Raw genomic sequence first — 20,874 nt, forward strand, 5'->3', positions numbered from 1 at the left:
TGATAGCCGAGCGCCGATGTCTGACAGTTCCACGGTGGAGCGTGGACCGTCCGGCGGTGTCCGGTGGTGTCCAGTGCCGTCCAGGATCCGCCTCGCGGCGCCGACGTCACATGCCACCGTCCTGGGGCGGGTTCGACCCGCTCCATCACCCCTGGGGGAAGAGGTACCTGATGATCCGTCCACATCTGACCGCCCGGCGGTCCCCGTCGCTGCTGCGGCGCGCCGCCGTCGCCGCGTTCGGCCTCACACTGCTCGTCGCGGGCGTGACCGCCGCACCGGCCACCGCCGCACCCGGAGGCAAGGCCTCCACCACCGGTTCGTTCGTCGACAGCGCTCCGGTGCCCGGCGGCTTCGCCTCCTGGTCGGACCTGCTCCGGCTGCAGGAGCGCATGAACACCGCCGCCGCGCGGATCACGAAGGTCGCCGAGCGCAGCGCGAACTCCGGCTTCGCCGGGATCGTCGCCGATCCCACCACGCGACAGCTCCAGGTCTACTGGAAGGGCGAGCCGCCGGCCCACCTGGTGGCCACCGCCCGGGCCACCGTCGCGACCAAGGTGCTGTCCGCCCCGTACTCACAGCGGGAACTCCTCGCCGCGGCCGACCGGCTGCGGGCCAAGGTCGGCGACCAGATCACCACGGTCGGGCCGCGCGCCGACGGCGCCGGCCTACTCGTCGGCACCCAGGACGGCCTGCTCGGCGCGACGGCACTCGCCGGCGTCCCGGTGACCGTGCAGACCGGCGTCGCCGCCGCGCCCGCGACCCGGTGGGACGACTCCCCGCCGTGGTGGGGTGGCGCCGCGTGGCGCAACACCGCCACCGGCGGTGGCTGCTCGACCGGCTTCGGTGTCTACCAGGGCGGGGTGACGCGGGTACTCTCCGCCGCGCACTGCGCCAACCTGAACGTCCTGGCGACCGACCCGACCGGGCAGACGATCGGCACCGTCGGCACCCGCAACGTCAGCACCGACACCCTGCTGCTCAACGGCAGCGGGGGCGGCCGGGTCTTCAACAACAGCACCGACGCGGCCGGCAACGTGGTCAGTGAGTTCAACAACCAGGTGATCGGCGCGACCGCCAGCCAGGTCGGCAACTGGGTGTGCACCTCCGGCGCGTACTCCGGGACCCGCTGCTCGATCCAGGTGAAGGCCCGCAACCTGTGCATCAACGTGCGCAACTTCGGCACGGTCTGCGGTCAGGTGCAGGCGGAGAACACCACCCGCACCAACGCCGTCGGTCAGGGTGACAGCGGCGGCCCGGTGGAGATCGTGAACGCGGCGAACACCCTCCAGGTCTGGGCGACCGGAACCAACACCGCCATCGACGACACCAACACCTCGGTGGCCTGTACCGGCTACGTCCCCACCGGTCGGGTCTGCGCCTGGCGGTTCTACTACGAGGACATCTTCTCCGGCATGGCCGGCGTCGGCGCCTCCGGCGTGGTCCTCGGCTGAGGCATCGCCTCGGCGCGACGACCGAAGCTGAGGCATCGCCTCGGCGCGACGAGTGAACAGGTGGCCGGGCCGGCACGCATCCCGCGTGCCGGCCCGGCCCACCGCTGGGCTCAGGCGCCGGCGGCCGGGTCCCCGGCGAGCACCGCGTCACCGCGCAGCAGGGCGGGCTCGGGCAGCGGCAGCTGGATCTTGTGCGCCGCCTCCCAGTCGTAGATCAGGCCGGGGCGGACCTGGGCGGCGAAGTAGTCGATCGCCGTCATGCCACCCACCACCGGCTCGTCGACCTCGGCGACCAGTTGGGCGGGGACCAGGGAGAACCCGTTCTGCAGGGCGGCGCTGAGCCGGCGGTGACCGTCGACGACGAAGAAGTACTCGCCGGTGAACCCGATCTTCAGCGGTTCGAGGGCCTCGTCACCGGCCTCGGCCACGTCGCCGACGAAGTCGGTGTCCCACAGACCCCGCAGGGTGGCGATGTCCTCGGTGGGGTAGACGCGGGCCGGGTCCAGCAGCAGCAGCGGCGGTCCGTCGCGCAGCACCTCGGCACCGAGCGTGCCCTCGTACGCGGCGACGATGTGCTCGATCACCTCGGCCGCCGAGGCGCGGGTGGTGTCACAGATCAGGTCATAGTTGCGCAGGCGGGCCTTGTCCACCCCGTACCGGACGATGAACCGGCTGCGCTCGCTCGCGCTGCGTTCCCGGAGCTTGGCCTTGGCCTCCTCCAGGGAGGCGTAGCTCTCCGCCGGCCCGGACGGGCGGGCGAGCACCCGGCGGGCCGCCTCGCCCGGCTCGGTGATCATGTGAACCTTGAGCGCGTCGGTGAAGAAGTGCCACGCCAGCCGGGAGTCCATGACGAGGCGCTCACCGGAGGCGGCGATGTCCCGCTGGAGCTGGTCGACGTAGCCGTCGACGGCCTGGTCGAGCTCGGCGTGCAGGTTGAGCTGCAGAGCGGTCATCTGCCGCTGCTGCGCCATCTCCCGATAGAGGTCACCCACACTGACCCGGCGCATGCCGAGCCGCTTGGCGATCTCGACCGACACGGTGCTCTTGCCGCTGCCGAGGTCGCCGTTGAAGACGATCGATTGCCCAACGGTCACGACTGGTCCACCCCTGCTCACCGGCTCACAGACATCATCGACATCGCGTCCGACCGACGCGTTCCCGCCCTCGTCGCGCCATCCCGCGCGGCCCCAGCTCGGCGGCTGTGACGCTCCGTTGCGACCCGGAGCCGTCGTACGCCTGACATGACGGGCGATGCTACCACCTGAGCGCCACCGCTCTGCCGGACGCGGTGTGCGAGGGCCAGCCCACCCGGGCCGGGGCCGCCGACGTCGGCACCGGCCGAAACACCTCAGAAGAGGCTCAGCGGATCGACCTGGAGACGAACCGGGTCGGCGGCCTTGCGGGCGGCGCGGGCACCGGCGGCCGAGTGCAGCGCCTCGGCGAGCGCGGCAGCTCGGGACCGGGGCACCCGCACCAGCATCCGCTCCCGGCCCTCCTCGGCCGGCACCGGCCCGAGCACCTCGGCGTCGGTCGGCAGCCGGGCCGCGGCGAGCAGGTCGGCCACCGCCTCGGCCGGGCCGGTGACGCTCGCCATCCGCACGGCCGGTGGGAAACCCAACTCCCGGCGCTCGGCCAGCTCCCGGCCGGCGAACCAGGCCGCGTCCCAGCGCAGCAGCGCCTGCACCGGGGCGAGCGCACCGTCGGCGACCACCACCACCCGGCCGGCCGGTGCCGGACGGGCCAGCGCCGCCGCCGCCAGCCAGCGGCGCAGCGCCTCCTCGCCGGCGCGCAGGTCGGCCCGGGTCAGCAGGGCCCACGAGTCGAGCAGCAGCACCGCGCCGTAACCGCCCGCGGCGACCGGTTCGGCGCCGGGTGTGGTCACCACCAGGGCCGCCCCGCCGGGTACGTCGGTCAGCACCTCCTCGCGCCCCGAGGTGCGTACCGGCACCCCGGGGAACGCCCGCCCCAACTCCTCGGCGGTCCGCCGGGCACCGGTCACCGCGGCCCGCAGCCGCCGCCCACCGCACTCCGGGCAGGCGTACGCGGCCGCCACCCGGGCGCACCACCGACAGGCCGGAATGCCACCGGCCGAGGGCAGCGCGAGCGGCCCCGAGCAGTGCGCGCAGCGGGCCGGGGTGCGGCACTCGGCGCAGGAGATCGACGGCAGGTAGCCGCGGCGGGGCACCTGCACCAGCACCGGCAGGTCCTGCCGGAGGGCGTCGCGGGCGGCCGTCCAGGCCAGGCTGGGCAGTCGGGCGGTGGCGGCCCCGGGGTCACGGGCCAGTTGCGGGTCGTCGCCGGTCGGCGCGATGGCCGGGATCCGGGCCCGCACGGTGGCCCGGTCGGCGACCACCTCCCGAGCCCAGCCGGTCTCCAGCAGCAGCTGCGCCTCGGCGGTGCGGGCGAACCCGCCGACCAACGCGCCGGCCTCGGCCAACTGGACGCGGGTGAGCAGCACGTCGCGGGCGTGCGGGTACGGCGACCGGGGCTCGGAGTGCAGGTCGTCGCCGTCGTCCCAGATGGCGACGAGGCCGAGCCGGTCCACCGGGGCGAACATCGCCGCCCGGGTGCCGATCACCACCGGCACCTGCCCGCGGCGGGCGGCGAGGAAGGCCCGGTAGCGCCGGGCCGGCCCGAGGGCGGCGGAGAGGCTGACGTGCCGCCCGGGGCCGAGCACGGCGGTGAGCGCGGCGTCCAGCCGGTCCAGGTCGCGGGCGTCGGGCACCACGACCACCGCTCCGCGCCCGCCGGCGACGGTGGCGGCCACCGCGTCGGCGTAGCGGGCCGCCCAGTCCTCGCCGGGCAACGCCGACCAGACCGCGCGGGGCGCCCGGCCGTCGGTGAGCGCCCGCAGCAACGCCGGACCCGTCGGGTAGTCCCGCCACCCGCGCGGGTCGACCGCTGCGGCCCCGACCGGATCGGCGGTCCCCGGTGCGACGGGCTCCGGCCGCACGGTCGCGGACACGGTGGGCCCGGGCCGCACGGTCGAGGGGTCGGCGGCCAGTGCGTCGGGGGTGTCGGCGTCCGGCGGGGTGGGCTGGTCGCCGCGCGGCTCCTTCTCGACCCGGGCATGCCGGGGTGGGACGGCGAGCCGGAGCACGTCGGCGAGGCTGCCCGCGTACCGGTCGGCGACCGCGCGGGCCAGTCGGGCGATCTCGGGCGCCAGCACCGGCTCCGGTGAGACCACCTTCTCCAGGTACGCGAGTCGGCCGGTGTGCCCGGAGTCGTCGGCGCGCGACAGCAGCCACCCGTCGACGAGTTGCCCCGCGAAGCGCACCTTCACCCGGGTGCCGGGCACCGCCGCCTCGTCCAGCTCGGCGGGCACCAGATAGTCGAACGGCCGGTCCAGATGCGCCAGTCCGACGTCCACGCAGACGCGCGCGACCGGCGACCCATCCGCGGGTCGCCGGTCGCTACGCCTGGTGGCGGTCAGGCTCCCGCGGCCGACTTGAGGTCGGCGGCCCGGTCGGTGCTCTCCCAGGACAGGTCCGGCAGCTCGCGGCCGAAGTGGCCGTACGCGGCGGTCTGCTGGTAGATCGGGCGGAGCAGGTTGAGGTCCCGGATGATCGCGGCCGGGCGCAGGTCGAACACCTCGGTGACGGCCTTCTCGATCGAGGAGACCGGCACGGTCTCGGTGCCGAACGTCTCGATGAACAGGCTCACCGGGTGGGCCTTGCCGATGGCGTAGGCGACCTGCGCCTCGCACCGCTCGGCCAGACCGGCGGCGACCACGTTCTTGGCGACCCAGCGCATCGCGTACGCGGCCGAGCGGTCCACCTTGGACGGATCCTTGCCGGAGAACGCGCCGCCGCCGTGGCGGGCGTACCCGCCGTACGTGTCGACGATGATCTTGCGGCCGGTCAGCCCGGCGTCACCCATCGGGCCACCGATCTCGAACCGGCCGGTCGGGTTGACCAGCAGCCGGTAGCCCTCGGTGTCCAGACCCAGGCTCTCCAACTCCGGAGCGATCACGTGGTCGCGCACGTCGGGGGTGAGCAGCGAGTCCAGCGAGATGTCCGCGGCGTGCTGGCTGGACACGACCACGGTGTTCAGCCGGACCGGACGCAGCCCCTCGTACTCGATCGTCACCTGGGTCTTGCCGTCGGGTCGCAGGTAGGGAATCGTGCCGTCCTTGCGCACGGCGGCCAGGCGGCGCGCGAGCCGGTGGGCGAGGGCGATCGGCAGCGGCATCAGCTCGGGCGTCTCCGAGCAGGCGAAGCCGAACATCATGCCCTGGTCGCCGGCGCCCTGCGCGTCCAGTGCGCTCTCCGACGCCCCGGTACGCAGCTCGAAGGCGTTGTCCACGCCCTGTGCGATGTCCTCGGACTGGGCGCCGATGGAGACGCTGACGCCGCAGGAGGCGCCGTCGAAGCCCTTCTTCGACGAGTCGTAGCCGATGTCGAGGATGGTCCGCCGGACGATGGTCGGGATGTCGGCGTACGCCTTGGTGGTCACCTCACCGGCGATGTGCACCTGGCCGGTGGTGATCATGGTCTCCACCGCGACCCGGCTGTGCGGATCCTCGGTCAGCAACGCGTCGAGGATGCCATCGCTGATCTGGTCGGCAATCTTGTCCGGGTGGCCTTCCGTGACCGATTCGGACGTGAAGAGGCGGCGTGTCACGGCACTCCTAAGCGTGTGAGGTCGTTCCGCGGCAGTCTAATCACCACTGCGGCCGGTGTAGGTCCCGGTCGCACTCCGTTCCACCCGTCAGGAGCGGCGGCCCGGCAGTCGCGCCACGACGAGATCCCAGACGGCGTCGGCCACGGCGTCCTTGGCCTGCTCGGGCAGCCGGCTGACCGAGCCGTCAGCGCCGATGACCGTCACCGTGTTGGTGTCGGCACCGAAGACCAGATCGGGACCGACCTCGTTGACCACGATCAGGTCGGCCCGCTTCCGGGCGAGTTTCGCCCGGCCGTTGGCCTCGGCGTCGCCGGTCTCGGCGGCGAACACCACGAGCAGTTGCTCCGGTCGCTTGCGCCGGCCGAGCTCCGCCGCGATGTCCGGGTTCGTGACGAGCTCGATGGTGGGTGCGACACCGTCGTCCGACTTCTTGATTTTGCCAGGCGCGTACGCCGCCGGCCGGAAATCGGCCGGAGCCGCCGCCATCACCACCGCGTCGGCCTCGACGGCGGCCTTCAGCGTCGCCTCCCGCAACTCGGCGGTGGTGCCGACCCGGATCAGGTCGACGCCGGCGGGGTCGGCGAGGGAGACGTTCGCGGCGATCAGGGTGACCCGGGCACCCCGGGCGACCGCGGCGCGGGCGAACGCGTACCCCTGTTTGCCCGAGGAGCGGTTACCCAGGAAGCGAACCGGGTCCAGTGGCTCCCGGGTGCCGCCGGCGGTGACGACCACCCGGCGACCGGCCAGGTCGGCGGGGGCGGAGCCACCGCGGGCCAGGAGCCGACTGGCGACAGCGAAGATCTCCGCCGGGTCGGGCAGCCGACCCTTGCCGGTGTCGGCGCCGGTGAGCCGCCCGACGGCGGGCTCGATGACCCGCACACCCCGGGAGCGCAGCGTGGCGACGTTGGCCACGGTGGCCGGGTGCTCCCACATCTCGGTGTGCATGGCCGGCGCCAGCAGCACCGGGCAGCGGGCGGTCAGCAGCGTGTTGGTCAGCAGGTCGTCGGCGAGCCCGTGCGCGGCCTTGGCGAGCAGGTCGGTGGTGGTCGGCGCGACCACCACCAGATCGGCCCGCTTACCGAGGCGGACGTGCGGCACCTCGTGGACGTCGGTCCAGACGTCGTCGGCGACCGGCTGCCCGGAGAGCGCCGCCCAGGTCGGCGCCCCGACGAACCGGAGCGCCGACGCGGTGGGCACGACCCGGACCTGGTGACCCGATTCGGTGAAGAGTCGCAGCAGCTCACACGCCTTGTAGGCGGCGATGCCGCCGCCGACCCCGAGGACGATCGAGGCGGACATCGGCCGGTGAGCGGTTACGGCTGGTCGGTCGGCTCGGCGGTGAGCAGACCCGCGTTGATCTCGCGCATGGCGATGGAGAGGGGCTTCTCCTGCGGGGTGGTCTCGACGAGCGGACCGACGTACTCCAGCAGGCCCTCGCCGAGCTGGCTGTAGTAGGCGTTGACCTGGCGCGCGCGCTTGGCGGCGAAGATGACAAGCGCGTACTTCGACGTCGTCTTCTCGAGGAGCTCGTCGATCGGCGGGTTGGTGATGCCTTCGGGGTTGGCGATGGATCCCACGAATTAACCTCTGCGTCTTTCGAGCCGCGCGGACGCGGTGCTGAGTCTCAACGGCCGGCGCTCAGCCGCGCAGCACGCGCGACCAGGCCGGGTCCGGATAAGAAGAACCGAGTAAGCCTACCAGCTCGTCGACCACCCGCTCGGTGTGGTCGTGGGTCAGCGTGTGCTCGACGGCGGCCGCCACGGTGGCGTCGGGTTCGTACCCGGGTGGGCCCAGCAGCACCAGCCGCAGATCGGGCAGGCGCGCACCCACCTGCGCGGCGCCGCGCAGGTCGAGCGGGAGCAGCACCGGCTGCCCGGCGTCGAGCCGGGAGCGCAGCGGTGGGTACGGAGTCCCCCGGCGGTGGGCACCGATCCGGGACCACTCCAACAGCTCGCCGCCGGCGAGCCGGCGATCGAACTCGGCGGGGGCGAGGAAAACACGGTCGGCCCCGTCGATCTCCGACTCCCGGCGCGGCCGGGTGGTCGCCGGCACCGGGACCCACACGGACGGAGAACGCGCCCGGACCAACTCGACGACACTCTCCCTGCCGGAACCCGAAGGTCCAGCCAGGACAGTGAGCCGAGCAGCCGGGCGCGCCTCGTCATCCGTGCTCACTGCTTGTTTCTACACGCTGCCAGGTTCAGTTGGCGGCGAACTCTCCAAGCAGTGCCTTGCGCTGCTGCTCGCCGAGGCCACGCAGGCGACGGCTGTCGGCGATCTTGAGCTTCTCCATGATCTGGGTCGCCCGGATCTTGCCGATACCCGGCATGGCCTGCAGGACGGCCGAAACCTTGAGCTTACCGACGACGTCGTCGCTCTCGGCGCGCTCGAGGACGGCACCGAGAGTGGTCTTGCCCTGCTTGAGCTGCTCCTTCAGCTGAGCACGGGCCTTGCGGATCTCCGCAGCCTTCTCGAGCGCGGCAGCGCGTTGTTCGGGGGTCAGTGACGGGAGCGGCACCAGTTCTCCTCAGGTCCCTATCGCGGCGGGCGGGGCGCACCGCCGCATCTGTGAAACGTGGTGTCGCTGTGAACCAAGGGGTCCATGGTTCCCAGCGCGGGGAAAACTAGCGGCCAACGGAGCTTTCGGCAACGTGGGGCCGCATGATCACCGTAAGGTGACCGACCCGTCAGTCAGTCACCGGGCAGGCAGAACGGCCCGGCAGTCGACCAGGACGCGGTCCGCGGCGGCGCGCAGGGCGGCGACATCGGGGCCGGCCGAGAGCACCTCCCGGGAGTACGACGGGAGCACCGAGGCGAGGCTCGAACCGAAGACGGTACGCAGATCGGCGGCCCCCGCACCCTGTGCGCCGAGCCCCGGTGCGAGCAGCGGACCCCCCACGCCGGAGAGGTCGTGACCGGTGTCGCCGATGGTCGCACCGACCACCAGCCCGAAGCTCCCGAGCGGGCTCGCACCCCTGTTGAGCTGCGAAATCTCGTCGATCACGGTTTGCGCCACGGTGCGGCCGTCGGCCGTGCGGGCCCGCTGCACGGCCGCGCCCTCGGGGTTGGAGGTGAGGGCCAACACGAACACACCGCCGCCGTGCTCGGTGGCCAGTTCGAACATCGGCGCCAGCGAACCTACTCCCAGGTAGGGGCTCGCGGTGACCGCGTCGACATACATGGGGCTGGATGGATCGAGGTACGCGGAGGCGTACGCGCTCACCGTCGAGCCGATGTCGCCGCGCTTGACGTCGAGGAGAACGAGCGAGCCGGCATCCCGTAACTGTCGGATAGTTGACTCAAGAATCTCCACTCCGCGGGATCCGAACCGCTCGAAAAAGGCCGACTGAGGCTTCACCACCGCAACCCGGTCACCGAGGGCCTCCACGACGGTCCGCGTGAAACTGTCCAACCCGTGGACGTCGTCCGTGAGGCCCCAGCGGGCCAGCAGACCGGGATGCGGGTCGATGCCCACACACAGTGGCCCCCGCTCGCTCATCGCCCGGTGCAGCCGGGTTCCGAAGCTCTCCATCCGGTACTCCCTCTCTCCTGCCGGGCGGCGGGCCGCCTCCCGGGTGTCCGTTGACGACGGCGGCTCAGCCCGCCGCCACCGCCGCCGCCACCCCGGCCGTGATCCGGGCCAGGTCGGCGTCGTCGGTGACGTACGGCGGCATCGTGTAGACCAGGTCGCGGAACGGGCGCAGCCACACCCCGTGGTCCACCGCCGCCGCGGTGGCCGCGCCGAGGTCGACCTCGTGGTCGAGCTGGACCACGCCGATCGCGCCGAGCACCCGTACGTCGGCCACGCCCGGCGTACCGCGCAGGGGCTCCAGGCCGACGCGCAGGCCGGCGCCGACCCTCGCGACCTGTCCGGCCCAGTCTCCGGCCCGCAGCAGGCCGACGGAGGCGTTCGCCACCGCGCAGGCCAACGGGTTGCCCATGAACGTCGGCCCGTGCGCCAGCACACCGGCGGCGGAGATGCCCCGGGCGACCTCCGGGGTGCACAGGGTCGCCGCGAGCGTCAGGTAGCCGCCGGTGAGGGCCTTGCCCAGGCACAGCACGTCCGGCGTCACCCCGGCGTGCTCGGCGGCGAACATCTCACCGGTACGGCCGAACCCGGTGGCGATCTCGTCGAAGATCAGCAGAATCCCGTGCGCACGTGTCACCTCGCGCAGCACCCGCAGGTAACCCGGGTGGTGGAAACGCATCCCCCCGGCGCCCTGGACGACGGGCTCGACGATCACCGCGGCCAGTTCGTCGGCGTGCCGCTCGACGGTCCGCACCAACGCCGCCACGTACGCGTCGTCGGGCGGGTCGTCGAAGCCGCCGGGTGGGACCGGGGCGAACACCTGCCGGGGCAGCACGTCGCCCCAGAGCTGGTGCATCCCGCCCTCCGGGTCGCAGACGCTCATCGGGTGGAACGTGTCGCCGTGGTAGCCGCCCCGCCAGGTCGCCAACCGCCGCCGCCGCGGCCGACCGACGGCCCGCTGGTACTGCAGGCACATCTTCACCGCCACCTCGACGCTCACCGAGCCGGAGTCGGCCAGGAACACGTGCTCCAGGCCCTCCGGGGTCAACTCGACCAGGGTCTGGGCGAGCCGTACGGCGGGCTCGTGGGTGAGCCCGCCGAACATCACGTGGCTCATCCGGCCGAGCTGGTCGGTCACCGCCGCGTCCAGCACCGGGTGCCGGTAGCCGTGGATGGCCGCCCACCAGGACGACATCCCGTCCACCAGTTCCCGTCCGTCGGCCAGCCGCAGCCGCACCCCCGCGGCGCTCTCCACCACGTACGGCGGGTTCGTCGGCGGCAGCGCGGCGTACGGATGCCAGACGTGCGCCCGATCGGCGGCCAGGATCTCCTCGGGTGTCACGCGTACTCCTCTGTGCCTCAAGTGGTCCGGGCGGCGGACGTCCTACAGCGGGGTCGAACCCCTCCTCCTCCACCACCACCTCCCCGCCGCCTTTGCTCTGCACCCGCGGATGCGACACCCGGCGGCCGGGTGGCGCGCTGCGGGTGGCGCACCCACGGGTGCAGAGCAAAGGGGCAACAGCGGGTGTGCGCTCCTCGGCCCGGAGCGGAATCGGCATCCGGCTGCGCCGGGGCCAGCACCGGGCCGGCGGCGCTCACCGGCCCGTGACGGGGTCCGGTGCCTGCGAGCTGGCAGTCACGCGGGTGGCGGTGCGGGCTGCGGCGCGGACCAGGGCCGGACCCCGGTAGATGAAGCCGGTGTAGAGCTGCACCAGGGCGGCGCCGGCGTCGAACATCCGCGCCGCGTCGTCCGGGTCCAGCACACCGCCGACACCGATGACCGGCAGCCGGCCACCGGTCTCGGAGTGGACGAAGTCGACCACCTCCCGAGCCCGCCCGGTGAGCGGCCGACCGGAGAGGCCACCCGCCTGGGCGCCGCGTTCGGCATCCACAGTGGCCAGCCCGGCACGCGACAGCGTGGTGTTGGTGGCGATCACCCCGGCGGCACCACGGGCCAGGCAGACCTCCAGCAACTCGGCGATCGCCGCCTCGGTCAGATCGGGTGCGATCTTGACCAGCACCGGCTTCTCCCCCACCAGCGCGCCGAGCAGCGCGTCCAGGTGGGCACGGTCCTGCAACGAGCGCAGCCCCGGAGTGTTCGGTGAGGACACGTTGACCGCGAAGTAGTCGCCGTGGCCGCGAAGCGCCCGGTACGAGGCGAGGTAGTCCTCGACCGCCTCGTCGAGCGGGGTCACCTTGGACTTGCCCAGCGAGATGCCCAGCGGCACCCCGAGCGGGCGGGGCAGCGCCGCCAGCCGGGCGGCCAACGCGGCGGCCCCGGCGTTGTTGAAGCCCATCCGGTTGACCACGGCCTCGCTGGCCGGCAGACGGAACAGCCGTGGCCGTGGGTTGCCCGGCTGGGCGTGCGCCGTGACCGTGCCGACCTCGACGAAACCGAAGCCGAGGGCCGGCCAGGCCGGCAGCGCCGCGCCGTCCTTGTCCATCCCGGCGGCCAGCCCGACCGGGTTGGGGAACCGTACGCCGAACACCGTGCGCGGTGCGTCGACCGCGTACCGGGCCCGCAGCGCCGCCAGCGCCGCCGGACGCCGCGACAGCGCGCTCAACCGCCGCAGCGTCCACTCGTGCGCCGCCTCGGCGTCCCCACCGCCCAGCCGGAACAACTGGGGCCGTACCACCCGCTCGAACAGGGTCACTGGGCCGCCCGCAGGGTGGCGTGCAGGTCCTGCAGGGGGCGGACCTGCATGTCGCCGCGGATTCGCGCCTCGATGCCCATGACCGCCGCGGCGGCGCCGGGGACCGTGGTGATGCAGGGGATGTCGGCGGTGACGGCCGCGCTGCGGATCTCGTAGCCGTCGGAGCGGGCACTGGCACCCGAACCCTGCGGCGTGTTGATCACCAGCGCCACCTGGCCGCCACCGATCAGCGACACCGCGTCGTCGCCCTCGCCAGCCTGGTAGTGCTTGCGGACCTGCTCGCAGGCGATGCCGTGCCGACGCAGCACCTCGGCCGTGCCGGCGGTCGCCACGATCTCGAAGCCCAGATCCGCCAGCCGCTTGATCGGGAAGATCATGCCGCGCTTGTCGCGGTTCGCCACCGACACGAAGATCTTCCCCTCGGTCGGCAGCGAGCCGTACGCGGCCGACTGGCTCTTGGCGAAGGCGTGCCCGAAGCTCGTGTCGATGCCCATCACCTCGCCTGTCGACTTCATCTCCGGGCCGAGCAGCGAGTCGATCCCCTTGCCGGCCCGGGTGCGGAAGCGCTTGAACGGCAGCACCGCCTCCTTGACCGCGACCGGCGCGTCGGCGGGCATCGTGCCCCCGTCCCCGGTCCCCGGCAACAGGCCCTCGGCCCGCAGCTCGGCGATGCGCGCGCCGAGGGCGATCCGGGCCGCCGCCTTGGCCAGCGGCACCGCCGTCGCCTTGGAGACGAACGGGACGGTCCGCGAGGCGCGCGGGTTGGCCTCCAGCACGTAGAGCACGTCGTCCTTGAGCGCGTACTGCACGTTGAGCAGGCCCCGGACGCCGACGCCACGGGCGATGGCCTCGGTGTAGCGGCGTACCTCGGCCAGGTGCGAGCCCGCGAGGGTGATCGGCGGCAGCGCGCAGGACGAGTCGCCGGAGTGGATGCCGGCCTCCTCGATGTGCTCCATCACGCCACCGATGTAGACCTCGCCGTCGGCGTCGCACAGCGCGTCCACGTCGATCTCGATGGCGTCGTCGAGGAACCGGTCCACCAGCACCGGGTGGTCCGGGGAGATGTCGGTGGCCCGACCGATGTAGTCGCGCAGCGTCGGGTCGTCGTAGACGATCTCCATGCCCCGCCCGCCCAGCACGTACGACGGCCGGACCAGCACCGGGTAGCCGATCTCGTCGGCGATCGTCTTGGCCTCGTCGTAGGACGTGGCCATGCCGTGCGCCGGCGCGCGCAGCCCGGCGCGGGCCAGCACGGCGCCGAACGCGCCCCGCTCCTCGGCCAGGTGGATCGACTCCGGGGAGGTGCCGACGATCGGCACACCGGCGTTCTTGAGCCGCTGCGCCAGGCCCAGCGGGGTCTGCCCGCCGAGCTGCACGACCACCCCGACCACGCCCGGCCCGCCGGCCGCCCGGCCGGACGAGTCCTCGGCGTGCCAGACCTCCAGCACGTCCTCGAAGGTCAGCGGCTCGAAGTAGAGCCGGTCGGCGGTGTCGTAGTCGGTGGAGACCGTCTCCGGGTTGCAGTTGACCATGACGGTCTCGTAACCGGCCGACCGCAACGCCTGGACGGCGTGCACGCAGGAGTAGTCGAACTCGATGCCCTGCCCGATCCGGTTCGGGCCGGAGCCGAGGATCAGCACCTTCGGCCGGTCCGACGGCGCGACCTCGGTCTCCAGGTCGTACGTCGAGTAGTGGTACGGCGTGGTCGCCTCGAACTCGGCCGCGCAGGTGTCCACCGTCTTGTAGACCGGGCGTACGTCGAGGCGGTGCCGCAGGGTGCGTACGCCGTCCTCGGCGGCCAACTCCGGGCGCAGCGCGGCGAGCTGCCGGTCGGACAGACCGGCCCGCTTGGCGCGGCGCAGCAGGTCGGCGTCGAGCACCGGCGCGTCGACGATCTCGGCGCGCAGCTCGATCAGCGCGGCGATCTGGTCCAGGAACCACGGGTCGATCCCGCCGGACGCCTCGGCCACCTCGGCGATCGACGCGCCGAGACGCAGCGCCCGCTCGACGGTGTACAGCCGGCCGTCGTGCGGGATCCGCAGCGCCGCGAGGGTGTCCGCCAGGGTGACGCCGGCCGGGTCCGGCACACTCCAGAAACCGGCCGACTTGGTTTCCATCGAGCGCATCGCCTTGTTCAGCGCCTCGGTGAAGTTGCGCCCGAGACTCATCGCCTCGCCCACCGACTTCATGGTGGTGGTCAGCTCCGGGTCCGCGCCGGGGAACTTCTCGAACGCGAACCGGGGGATCTTCACCACCACGTAGTCCAGGGTCGGCTCGAACGCCGCCGGGGTCTTCAACGTGATGTCGTTGGGGATCTCGTCGAGGGTGTAGCCGATGGCCAGCTTCGCGGCGATCTTCGCGATCGGGAAGCCTGTCGCCTTGGAGGCCAGCGCCGAGGAGCGCGACACCCGGGGGTTCATCTCGATCACGACGATCCGGCCGTCGACCGGGTTGACCGCGAACTGGATGTTGCAGCCGCCGGTGTCCACCCCGACCTCGCGCAGCACCGCGATGCCCAGGTCCCGCAGGCGCTGGTACTCCCGGTCGGTGAGCGTCATGGCCGGGGCCACTGTGACGCTGTCGCCGGTGTGCACACCCATCGGGTCGATGTTCTCGATCGAGCAGACCACCACCACGTTGTCGTGCCGGTCGCGCATCAGCTCCAGCTCGTACTCCTTCCAGCCGAGCACGCTCTCCTCGATGAGCACCTCGTGCACCGGGCTGGCGGCCAGGCCGTCGCCGGCGATGCGGGCCAGGTCCTCCGGGGTGTGCGCCATGCCGGAGCCCAGGCCACCCATGGTGAACGACGGCCGGATCACCACCGGCAGGCCCAGCTCGGCGACTGTCGCCTCGACCTCGTCCATCGAGTGGCAGACCCGGGAGCGGGGCACCAGCCCGGTCGGGTCCTCGACACCCAGGCGGACCCCGGCCTTCGCCACGATCTCCTTGAACAGCTGCCGGTCCTCGCCCCGGTTGATGGCGTCGATGTTCGCGCCGATCAACTCGACGCCGTACTTCTCCAGGACGCCGGCCTCGTGCAGGGCGACGGCCGTGTTCAGCGCGGTCTGCCCACCGAGGGTCGCCAGGATGGCGTCCGGGCGCTCCTTGGCGATGACCAGCTCCACGAACTCCGGGGTGATCGGCTCGACGTAGGTAGCGTCGGCGAACTCCGGGTCCGTCATGATGGTCGCCGGGTTGGAGTTGACCAGGCTGACCCGGATCCCCTCGCTGCGCAGCACCCGGCACGCCTGGGTGCCGGAGTAGTCGAACTCGCAGGCCTGCCCGATGACGATCGGCCCGGAGCCGATCACGAGGATGTGCTGGAGATCGGTCCGCTTAGGCATTGCTGCGCCCCTCGATCAGATCGGCGAAACGGTCGAAGAGGTAGTCCGCGTCGTGCGGGCCGGCCGCCGCCTCCGGGTGGTACTGGACGGTGAAGGCGGGCACGTCCACGGCCCGCAGCCCCTCGACCACGTTGTCATTGAGGCAGACGTGCGACACCCGGACGCCACCGAAGTCGGTGTCGATCACCTGGTCGGGGACCACCGCGCCGTTGCCCGCGCCGGGCACCCGCACGGCGCCGGGCCGCTGTTCGCGGCTCGACACGTCGACCGCGAAGCCGTGGTTGTGGCTTGTCACCTCGACCTTGCCGGTGACCCGGTCGAGCACCGGCTGGTTGATGCCCCGGTGGCCGTAGCCCAACTTGTAGGTGCCGAAGCCGAGCGCCCGACCGAGGATCTGGCTGCCGAAGCAGATGCCGAACAGCGGCACCTGCCGCCGCAGCGCCTCCCGGGCCAGCGCCACCGGGGCGTCGGCCGTGGCCGGGTCACCCGGGCCGGGCGACAGGAAGATCGCGTCGGCGCCGGTGGCGAGCAACTGCTCGATGCTCGACGACGCGGGCAGCACGTGGGTGGTCACCCCGCGGGTGGCGAGCCGGCGCGGCACGTTGCGCTTGATGCCCAGGTCCAGTGCCGCAACGGTGAACCGGTGCTCGCCAAGCGCCTCGACGACGTACGGCTCGGGGGTGCTCACCTCGGCGGACAGGTCCGCGCCGACCATCTGCGGCGCCTGGCGGACCCGGGCCAGCAGGCTCTGCGGGTCGTTGTCGATGCTGGAGATGCCCACCCGCATGGCGCCGCGCTCGCGCAGGTGCCGGGTCAGCGCGCGGGTGTCCACGCCGCTGATGCCCACCACACCCTCGGTGGCCAGGCGGTCCTCAAGGCCACCGGTGGCCCGCCAGTTCGAGCCGATCCGGGCCGGGTCGCGCACCACGTAGCCAGCCACCCAGATCCGGCCGGACTCGTCGTCCTCGCCGTTGACGCCGGTGTTGCCGATGTGCGGCGCGGTCTGCACCACCACCTGCCGGTGGTAGGACGGATCGGTCAGGGTCTCCTGGTAACCGGTCATGCCGGTGTTGAAGACCGCCTCGCCGAAGGTCTCCCCGACGCTGCCGTACGCCTCACCGGGGAACGTGCGCCCGTCCTCGAGCACCAGGATCGCGGGTCTGCGCTTGCCCATTACCGTGCCCGCCTTTCGTTCGCGACTGCGGGACTCCGCTCCGCTGCATTCCTCGCGCTCACTTGACAGCCTTTCCGTCCAGGACCGTCGGCTCGCCACGCAGGAAGGTCGCCACGATGCGACCCGGCAGCGTCATGCGGGCGTACGGGGTGTTGCGACTGCGACTGGCCAGCTCCGTCGGCTCGATGGTGCGGCGGGCGGCCGGGTCGACCAGGGTCAGGTTGGCCGGCACACCCGGCGCGGGGTCGACGCCGTGCCCGGTGAGGCCGGCGACCCGTGCGGGGGTGCGCGACATCCGCTCGGCGATCAGGTCCCACTCCGGGCCGAGCACGTCCAGCGCGATGGAGAGGGCCGTCTCCAGACCGAGCATCCCCGGCCGGGCGTACGCCCACTCGCACTCCTTGTCCTCCACCGCGTGCGGGGCGTGGTCGGTGGCGATCACGTCGATCACCCCGTCGGCGAGGGCGGAGCGCAGCGCGGCGACGTCCGAGGCGGTGCGCAGCGGCGGGTTCACCTTGAAGACCGGGTCGTAGGACTCTGCCCGCTCGTCGGTGAGCAGCAGGTGGTGCGGGGTCACCTCGGCGGTGACGCGTACCCCGCGGGCCTTGGCCTGGCGCAGCACCTCGACGCTGCCGGCGGTGGAGACGTGGCAGACGTGCAGTCGGCTGCCCACGTGCTCGGCGAGCAGCACGTCCCGGGCGATGATCGCCTCCTCGGCGACCGCCGGCCAGCCGATCAGACCGAGCCGGGTGGAGACCTCACCCTCGTGCATCTGGGCGCCCTCGGTGAGCCGCGGCTCCTCGGCGTGCTGGGCGATGATCCCGTCGAACGCCTTGACGTACTCCAGGGCCCGCCGCATCAGCTTCGGGTCGGCGACGCAGTGCCCGTCGTCGGAGAAGATCCGCACCCGGGCCGCCGAGTCGGCCATCGCGCCCAGCTCGGCCAGTCGCTCGCCGGCCAACCCGACGGTGACCGCGCCGATCGGCTGCACGTCGACCAGGCCGGCCTCCCGGCCGAGCCGCCAGACCTGCTCGACCACACCGGCGGTGTCCGCGACCGGGGAGGTGTTGGCCATCGCGCAGACCGCCGTGTAGCCGCCGAGCGCCGCCGCGCGGGAACCGGACTCGACGGTCTCGGCGTCCTCCCGGCCGGGTTCGCGCAGGTGGGTGTGCAGGTCGACGAGGCCGGGCAGGGCGACCAGGCCGGTGCCGTCGACGACCGTGGCGTCCGGCGCGGTCAGGCCGGGGCCGACCTCGGCCACCACGCCGTCGCGGATCAGCAGGTCGGTCGGCGCGGCGCCGACGACACTCACGCTGGTGATCAGGTACGCGCTCACCGGTTGTTCCCTCCGAGCAGCAGGTAAAGGACAGCCATCCGCACGGAGACCCCGTTGGTGACCTGTTCGACGATTGTGGAGCGGGGTGAGTCGGCGACCTCGGGGGTGATCTCCATCCCCCGGTTCATCGGGCCGGGGTGCATGACGATCGCGTGCTCGGGCAGCCGGCGCATCCGCGGGCCGTCGAGGCCGTAGCGGCGGGCGTACTCGCGCGCGGAGGGGAAGTAGGAGTCGTTCATCCGCTCCCGCTGCACCCGCAACATCATCACCACGTCGACGTTGGGCAGCACGGAGTCGAGGTCGTAGGAGACGTCGGTGCCGGGGGCGAGGGCTCCCGCGATGTCCACCGGGATGAGGGTCGGCGGGCCGACCAGGGTGACCTTGGCGCCGAGGGTGGAGAGCAGCAGCACGTTGGAGCGGGCCACCCGGGAGTGCAGCACGTCCCCGACCACCGCGACCGACAGGCCGGCGAGCCGACCCAGCCGGGCCCGCATGGTGTACGCGTCAAGCAGCGCCTGGGTGGGGTGCTCGTGGGTGCCGTCACCGGCGTTGACCACCGACCCGTCCACCCAGTTGGCCAGCCGGTGCGGCGCACCCGAGGCGGGGTGTCGGACGACCACGGCGTCCGCGCCCATGGCCTGCAGGGTCAACGCGGTGTCCTTCAGGCTCTCGCCCTTGGTGACGCTGGACCCCTTCGCGGAAAAGTTGATCACGTCGGCGCTGAGCCGCTTCGCCGCCGCCTCGAAGGAGATCCGGGTGCGGGTGGAGTCCTCGTAGAAGAGGTTCACCACGGTCCGGCCGCGCAGCGCGGGCAACTTCTTGATCTCCCGGCCGGCGACCGTGGCCATCTCGGCGGCGGTGTCCAGGATCTCGGTGGCGGTGTCGGCGTCCAGGTCGGCGCCGGAGAGCAGATGCTTGATCATGAGGCGGTTCCCCCGTACAGCTTGACCTCGTCCGTCCCGTCGGTCTCGGCGAACGTCACCTTCACGCTCTCGGCGAGCGAGGTCGGGATGTTCTTGCCGACGTAGTCGGCGCGGATCGGCAGCTCCCGGTGGCCACGGTCGACCAGGACGGCGAGCTGCACCGACGCCGGGCGGCCCACGTCGTTGAGCGCGTCGAGCGCGGCCCGGACGGTGCGGCCGGAGAAGAGCACGTCGTCGACGAGGATGACCCGCTTGCCGTCGATCCCGCCGGACGGCAGCTCGGTCGGGCCCACGGCGCGGGTGGCGTGCCGACGAAGGTCGTCGCGGTACAGGGTGATGTCGAGCACACCGACCGGAACGGCGACGTCCTCGAAGGTGCTGATCCGGTCGGCGAGCCGCCGGGCGAGGGGGGTGCCTCGGGTGGGAATCCCAAGCAGCACCGTGTTGGCGGCGCCCTGGGTCTTCTCCAGGATCTGGTGGGCGATGCGGTCGACCACGCGTTGCACGTCGGCGCTGGCGAGGATCACCTTCACCGAGGGTTGTCGCGGTGGCGACGGATGGGCAGCCGGTGGGTATGCCACGGCGGACCTCCTTCCCCGCCTCACGGGACGGGTCGTTAAAGGATGTCGGGCACCTCCGGCCGGACCGCGCAGCGGACCAGACCGGGGCTTCACGCCACGTTACCAGTGGTCACCGGGCCGATGGACGGCGGCCGCTGACCACCGGATCAGGACCAGGAAAAGGGGATAACTTCCCGGACGCTCCCCAACGGTCGGGTCTCGACCACTTGACCAGGTGTCGCATTCCCCGTACCGTCACGCTCCGTAGCGATCGACGGGAGAACCCCGAGCAGCACTGGGAGTGTCCGAATGCCCTCTGAATACGCCAAGTCTCTGGGCGCCCGCCTGCGCTCCATCCGCCAGCAGCAGGGTCTCTCCCTGCAGGGTGTGGAGGAGAAGTCGAATGGGCGGTGGAAGGCCGTGGTGGTCGGCTCGTACGAGCGCGGCGACCGGGCCGTGACGGTGTCCCGTCTGGCCGAGTTGGCCGAGTTCTACCGTGTCCCCGTCTCGGAGCTGCTGCCTGACGGCAGTGGCGTCCGTCACGAGCCCACCAGCAAGATCGTCCTGGACCTGGAGCGGCTCTACGACGAGGCCTCCGAGGACCTGGCCTACGTCGCCCGCTACGCGCGTGCCATCCAGCAGCAGCGTGGTGACTACAACGGCCGGGTGCTCTCCATCCGCGCCGACGACCTGCGGGCGCTCGCGATCGTCTACGACGCCTCACCGTCGGGGCTGATCGAGCGGCTCACCGAGCACGGTGTGCTGGTGGCCGACCCGCGGGCGTTCTTCGCCTCCTGAGCTGTCGCTGTACCGAAAGGGCCCGTGCCGGTCGGCACGGGCCCTTTCGGTGTTCGTCGGTACGGACGCTCAGCGGGTGGCGTACTCGGCGATCCGGCCGAGCACCCCGTTGAGGAAGCGCGGCGAATCGTCTGTCGACATCTGCCGGGCCAGCTCCACGGCCTCACTGATCGCCACCGCGTCGTCGATCTCGTCGACGTAGAGCAACTCGTAGACGGCGATCCGGGCCAGATTACGGTCGACGACCGGCATCCGTTCCAGCGTCCAACCCTCGGCGTAGCTGGCGATCAGCTCGTCGATCCGGTCGAGGTACTCGGCGACGCCCTCGACCAGGCCGACCGCGTAGCCCAGGTGCTCCGGTCGGGGCTGCTCGATCCGCTGCACGTAGCCGGCAAGCACCTCCACCGGAGGCTTGTCCCGCAGGTCGGCCTCGTAGAGGACATCCAGCGCCCGCTTGCGCGCCTTGCGGCGCGCCGGCATCT

18 protein-coding genes are annotated in these 20,874 nt (G+C 72.3%); 2 read left to right on the top strand and 16 right to left on the bottom strand.

Annotated features, from left to right (window positions below):
• Positions 1-170: 170 nt before the first annotated feature.
• On the top strand, positions 171-1,451 hold the full coding sequence (locus ACGFIQ_RS20085; RefSeq protein ID WP_393245609.1) for a hypothetical protein: 1,281 nt from the start codon (positions 171-173) through the stop codon (positions 1,449-1,451).
• 110 nt (positions 1,452-1,561) lie between these two features.
• On the opposite strand, the gene ACGFIQ_RS20090 is transcribed toward ACGFIQ_RS20085, so the two are convergent.
• The 15 genes from ACGFIQ_RS20090 to pyrR all read right to left on the bottom strand — a co-directional run bounded on the left by ACGFIQ_RS20090 (position 1,562) and on the right by pyrR (position 19,615).
• Positions 1,562-2,545 carry an AAA family ATPase gene (locus ACGFIQ_RS20090; protein ID WP_393245611.1) on the bottom strand — a complete coding sequence of 328 codons (984 nt, stop codon included), beginning with the start codon at positions 2,543-2,545 and terminating at the stop codon, positions 1,562-1,564.
• Positions 2,546-2,799: 254 nt separating this feature from the next.
• Positions 2,800-4,821: a primosomal protein N' gene (locus ACGFIQ_RS20095; RefSeq protein WP_393245613.1), complete on the bottom strand. Its 2,022-nt coding sequence runs from the start codon at positions 4,819-4,821 to the stop codon at positions 2,800-2,802.
• A 59-nt stretch (positions 4,822-4,880) separates the two neighbouring features.
• Positions 4,881-6,074, bottom strand: coding sequence for a methionine adenosyltransferase (gene metK, locus ACGFIQ_RS20100; RefSeq protein WP_357069348.1), 1,194 nt, complete (start codon positions 6,072-6,074; stop codon positions 4,881-4,883).
• Between the two features lie 87 nt (positions 6,075-6,161).
• Positions 6,162-7,373 carry a bifunctional phosphopantothenoylcysteine decarboxylase/phosphopantothenate--cysteine ligase CoaBC gene (coaBC, locus tag ACGFIQ_RS20105; RefSeq protein WP_393245616.1) on the bottom strand — a complete coding sequence of 404 codons (1,212 nt, stop codon included), beginning with the start codon at positions 7,371-7,373 and terminating at the stop codon, positions 6,162-6,164.
• Positions 7,374-7,387: 14 nt separating this feature from the next.
• Entirely contained in the window at positions 7,388-7,651 is a 264-nt protein-coding gene (gene rpoZ, locus ACGFIQ_RS20110) for a DNA-directed RNA polymerase subunit omega (protein WP_007075826.1), read from the bottom strand.
• Positions 7,652-7,712: 61 nt separating this feature from the next.
• Entirely contained in the window at positions 7,713-8,249 is a 537-nt protein-coding gene (locus tag ACGFIQ_RS20115; RefSeq protein ID WP_393245618.1) for a guanylate kinase, read from the bottom strand.
• A gap of 25 nt (positions 8,250-8,274) precedes the next feature.
• Positions 8,275-8,592 carry an integration host factor, actinobacterial type gene (gene mihF / locus ACGFIQ_RS20120; RefSeq protein WP_030335662.1) on the bottom strand — a complete coding sequence of 106 codons (318 nt, stop codon included), beginning with the start codon at positions 8,590-8,592 and terminating at the stop codon, positions 8,275-8,277.
• 177 nt (positions 8,593-8,769) lie between these two features.
• Positions 8,770-9,606 (bottom strand): orotidine-5'-phosphate decarboxylase, encoded by an 837-nt coding sequence (pyrF, locus tag ACGFIQ_RS20125; protein ID WP_393245620.1) that lies wholly within the window; start codon positions 9,604-9,606, stop codon positions 8,770-8,772.
• Between the two features lie 64 nt (positions 9,607-9,670).
• Positions 9,671-10,945 carry an adenosylmethionine--8-amino-7-oxononanoate transaminase gene (locus tag ACGFIQ_RS20130; RefSeq protein ID WP_393245622.1) on the bottom strand — a complete coding sequence of 425 codons (1,275 nt, stop codon included), beginning with the start codon at positions 10,943-10,945 and terminating at the stop codon, positions 9,671-9,673.
• A 253-nt stretch (positions 10,946-11,198) separates the two neighbouring features.
• Complete coding sequence (locus ACGFIQ_RS20135) at positions 11,199-12,257, bottom strand: quinone-dependent dihydroorotate dehydrogenase (RefSeq protein ID WP_393245624.1); 1,059 nt, start codon at positions 12,255-12,257, stop codon at positions 11,199-11,201.
• The gene (gene carB, locus ACGFIQ_RS20140) at positions 12,254-15,601 is read right to left on the bottom strand and encodes a carbamoyl-phosphate synthase large subunit (protein ID WP_393245626.1); all 3,348 of its coding nucleotides are present in this window, start codon (positions 15,599-15,601) and stop codon (positions 12,254-12,256) included. The genes ACGFIQ_RS20135 and carB overlap by 4 nt, the downstream gene beginning before the upstream one ends.
• Positions 15,594-16,775 (bottom strand): glutamine-hydrolyzing carbamoyl-phosphate synthase small subunit, encoded by a 1,182-nt coding sequence (gene carA, locus ACGFIQ_RS20145; RefSeq protein ID WP_393245629.1) that lies wholly within the window; start codon positions 16,773-16,775, stop codon positions 15,594-15,596. Before carA ends, carB begins: the two co-directional genes overlap by 8 nt.
• A 58-nt stretch (positions 16,776-16,833) precedes the next feature.
• Entirely contained in the window at positions 16,834-18,111 is a 1,278-nt protein-coding gene (locus ACGFIQ_RS20150; RefSeq protein ID WP_393245631.1) for a dihydroorotase, read from the bottom strand.
• On the bottom strand, positions 18,108-19,034 hold the full coding sequence (locus ACGFIQ_RS20155) for an aspartate carbamoyltransferase catalytic subunit (RefSeq protein ID WP_393245633.1): 927 nt from the start codon (positions 19,032-19,034) through the stop codon (positions 18,108-18,110). Before ACGFIQ_RS20155 ends, ACGFIQ_RS20150 begins: the two co-directional genes overlap by 4 nt.
• On the bottom strand, positions 19,031-19,615 hold the full coding sequence (gene pyrR / locus ACGFIQ_RS20160; protein WP_357069328.1) for a bifunctional pyr operon transcriptional regulator/uracil phosphoribosyltransferase PyrR: 585 nt from the start codon (positions 19,613-19,615) through the stop codon (positions 19,031-19,033). Before pyrR ends, ACGFIQ_RS20155 begins: the two co-directional genes overlap by 4 nt.
• A 288-nt stretch (positions 19,616-19,903) precedes the next feature.
• Here pyrR and ACGFIQ_RS20165 point away from each other — a divergent pair, with 288 nt between their 5' ends.
• Positions 19,904-20,392 (top strand): transcriptional regulator, encoded by a 489-nt coding sequence (locus tag ACGFIQ_RS20165; RefSeq protein WP_007458348.1) that lies wholly within the window; start codon positions 19,904-19,906, stop codon positions 20,390-20,392.
• A 69-nt stretch (positions 20,393-20,461) separates the two neighbouring features.
• Here the strand turns inward: ACGFIQ_RS20165 and nusB are convergent, their stop codons facing one another.
• Positions 20,462-20,872: a transcription antitermination factor NusB gene (nusB, locus tag ACGFIQ_RS20170; protein ID WP_181518518.1), complete on the bottom strand. Its 411-nt coding sequence runs from the start codon at positions 20,870-20,872 to the stop codon at positions 20,462-20,464.
• Positions 20,873-20,874: the final 2 nt, after the last annotated feature.

This window comes from Micromonospora sp. NPDC048898 (assembly GCF_043198035.1).
Classification (GTDB): Bacteria; Actinomycetota; Actinomycetes; order Mycobacteriales; family Micromonosporaceae; genus Micromonospora.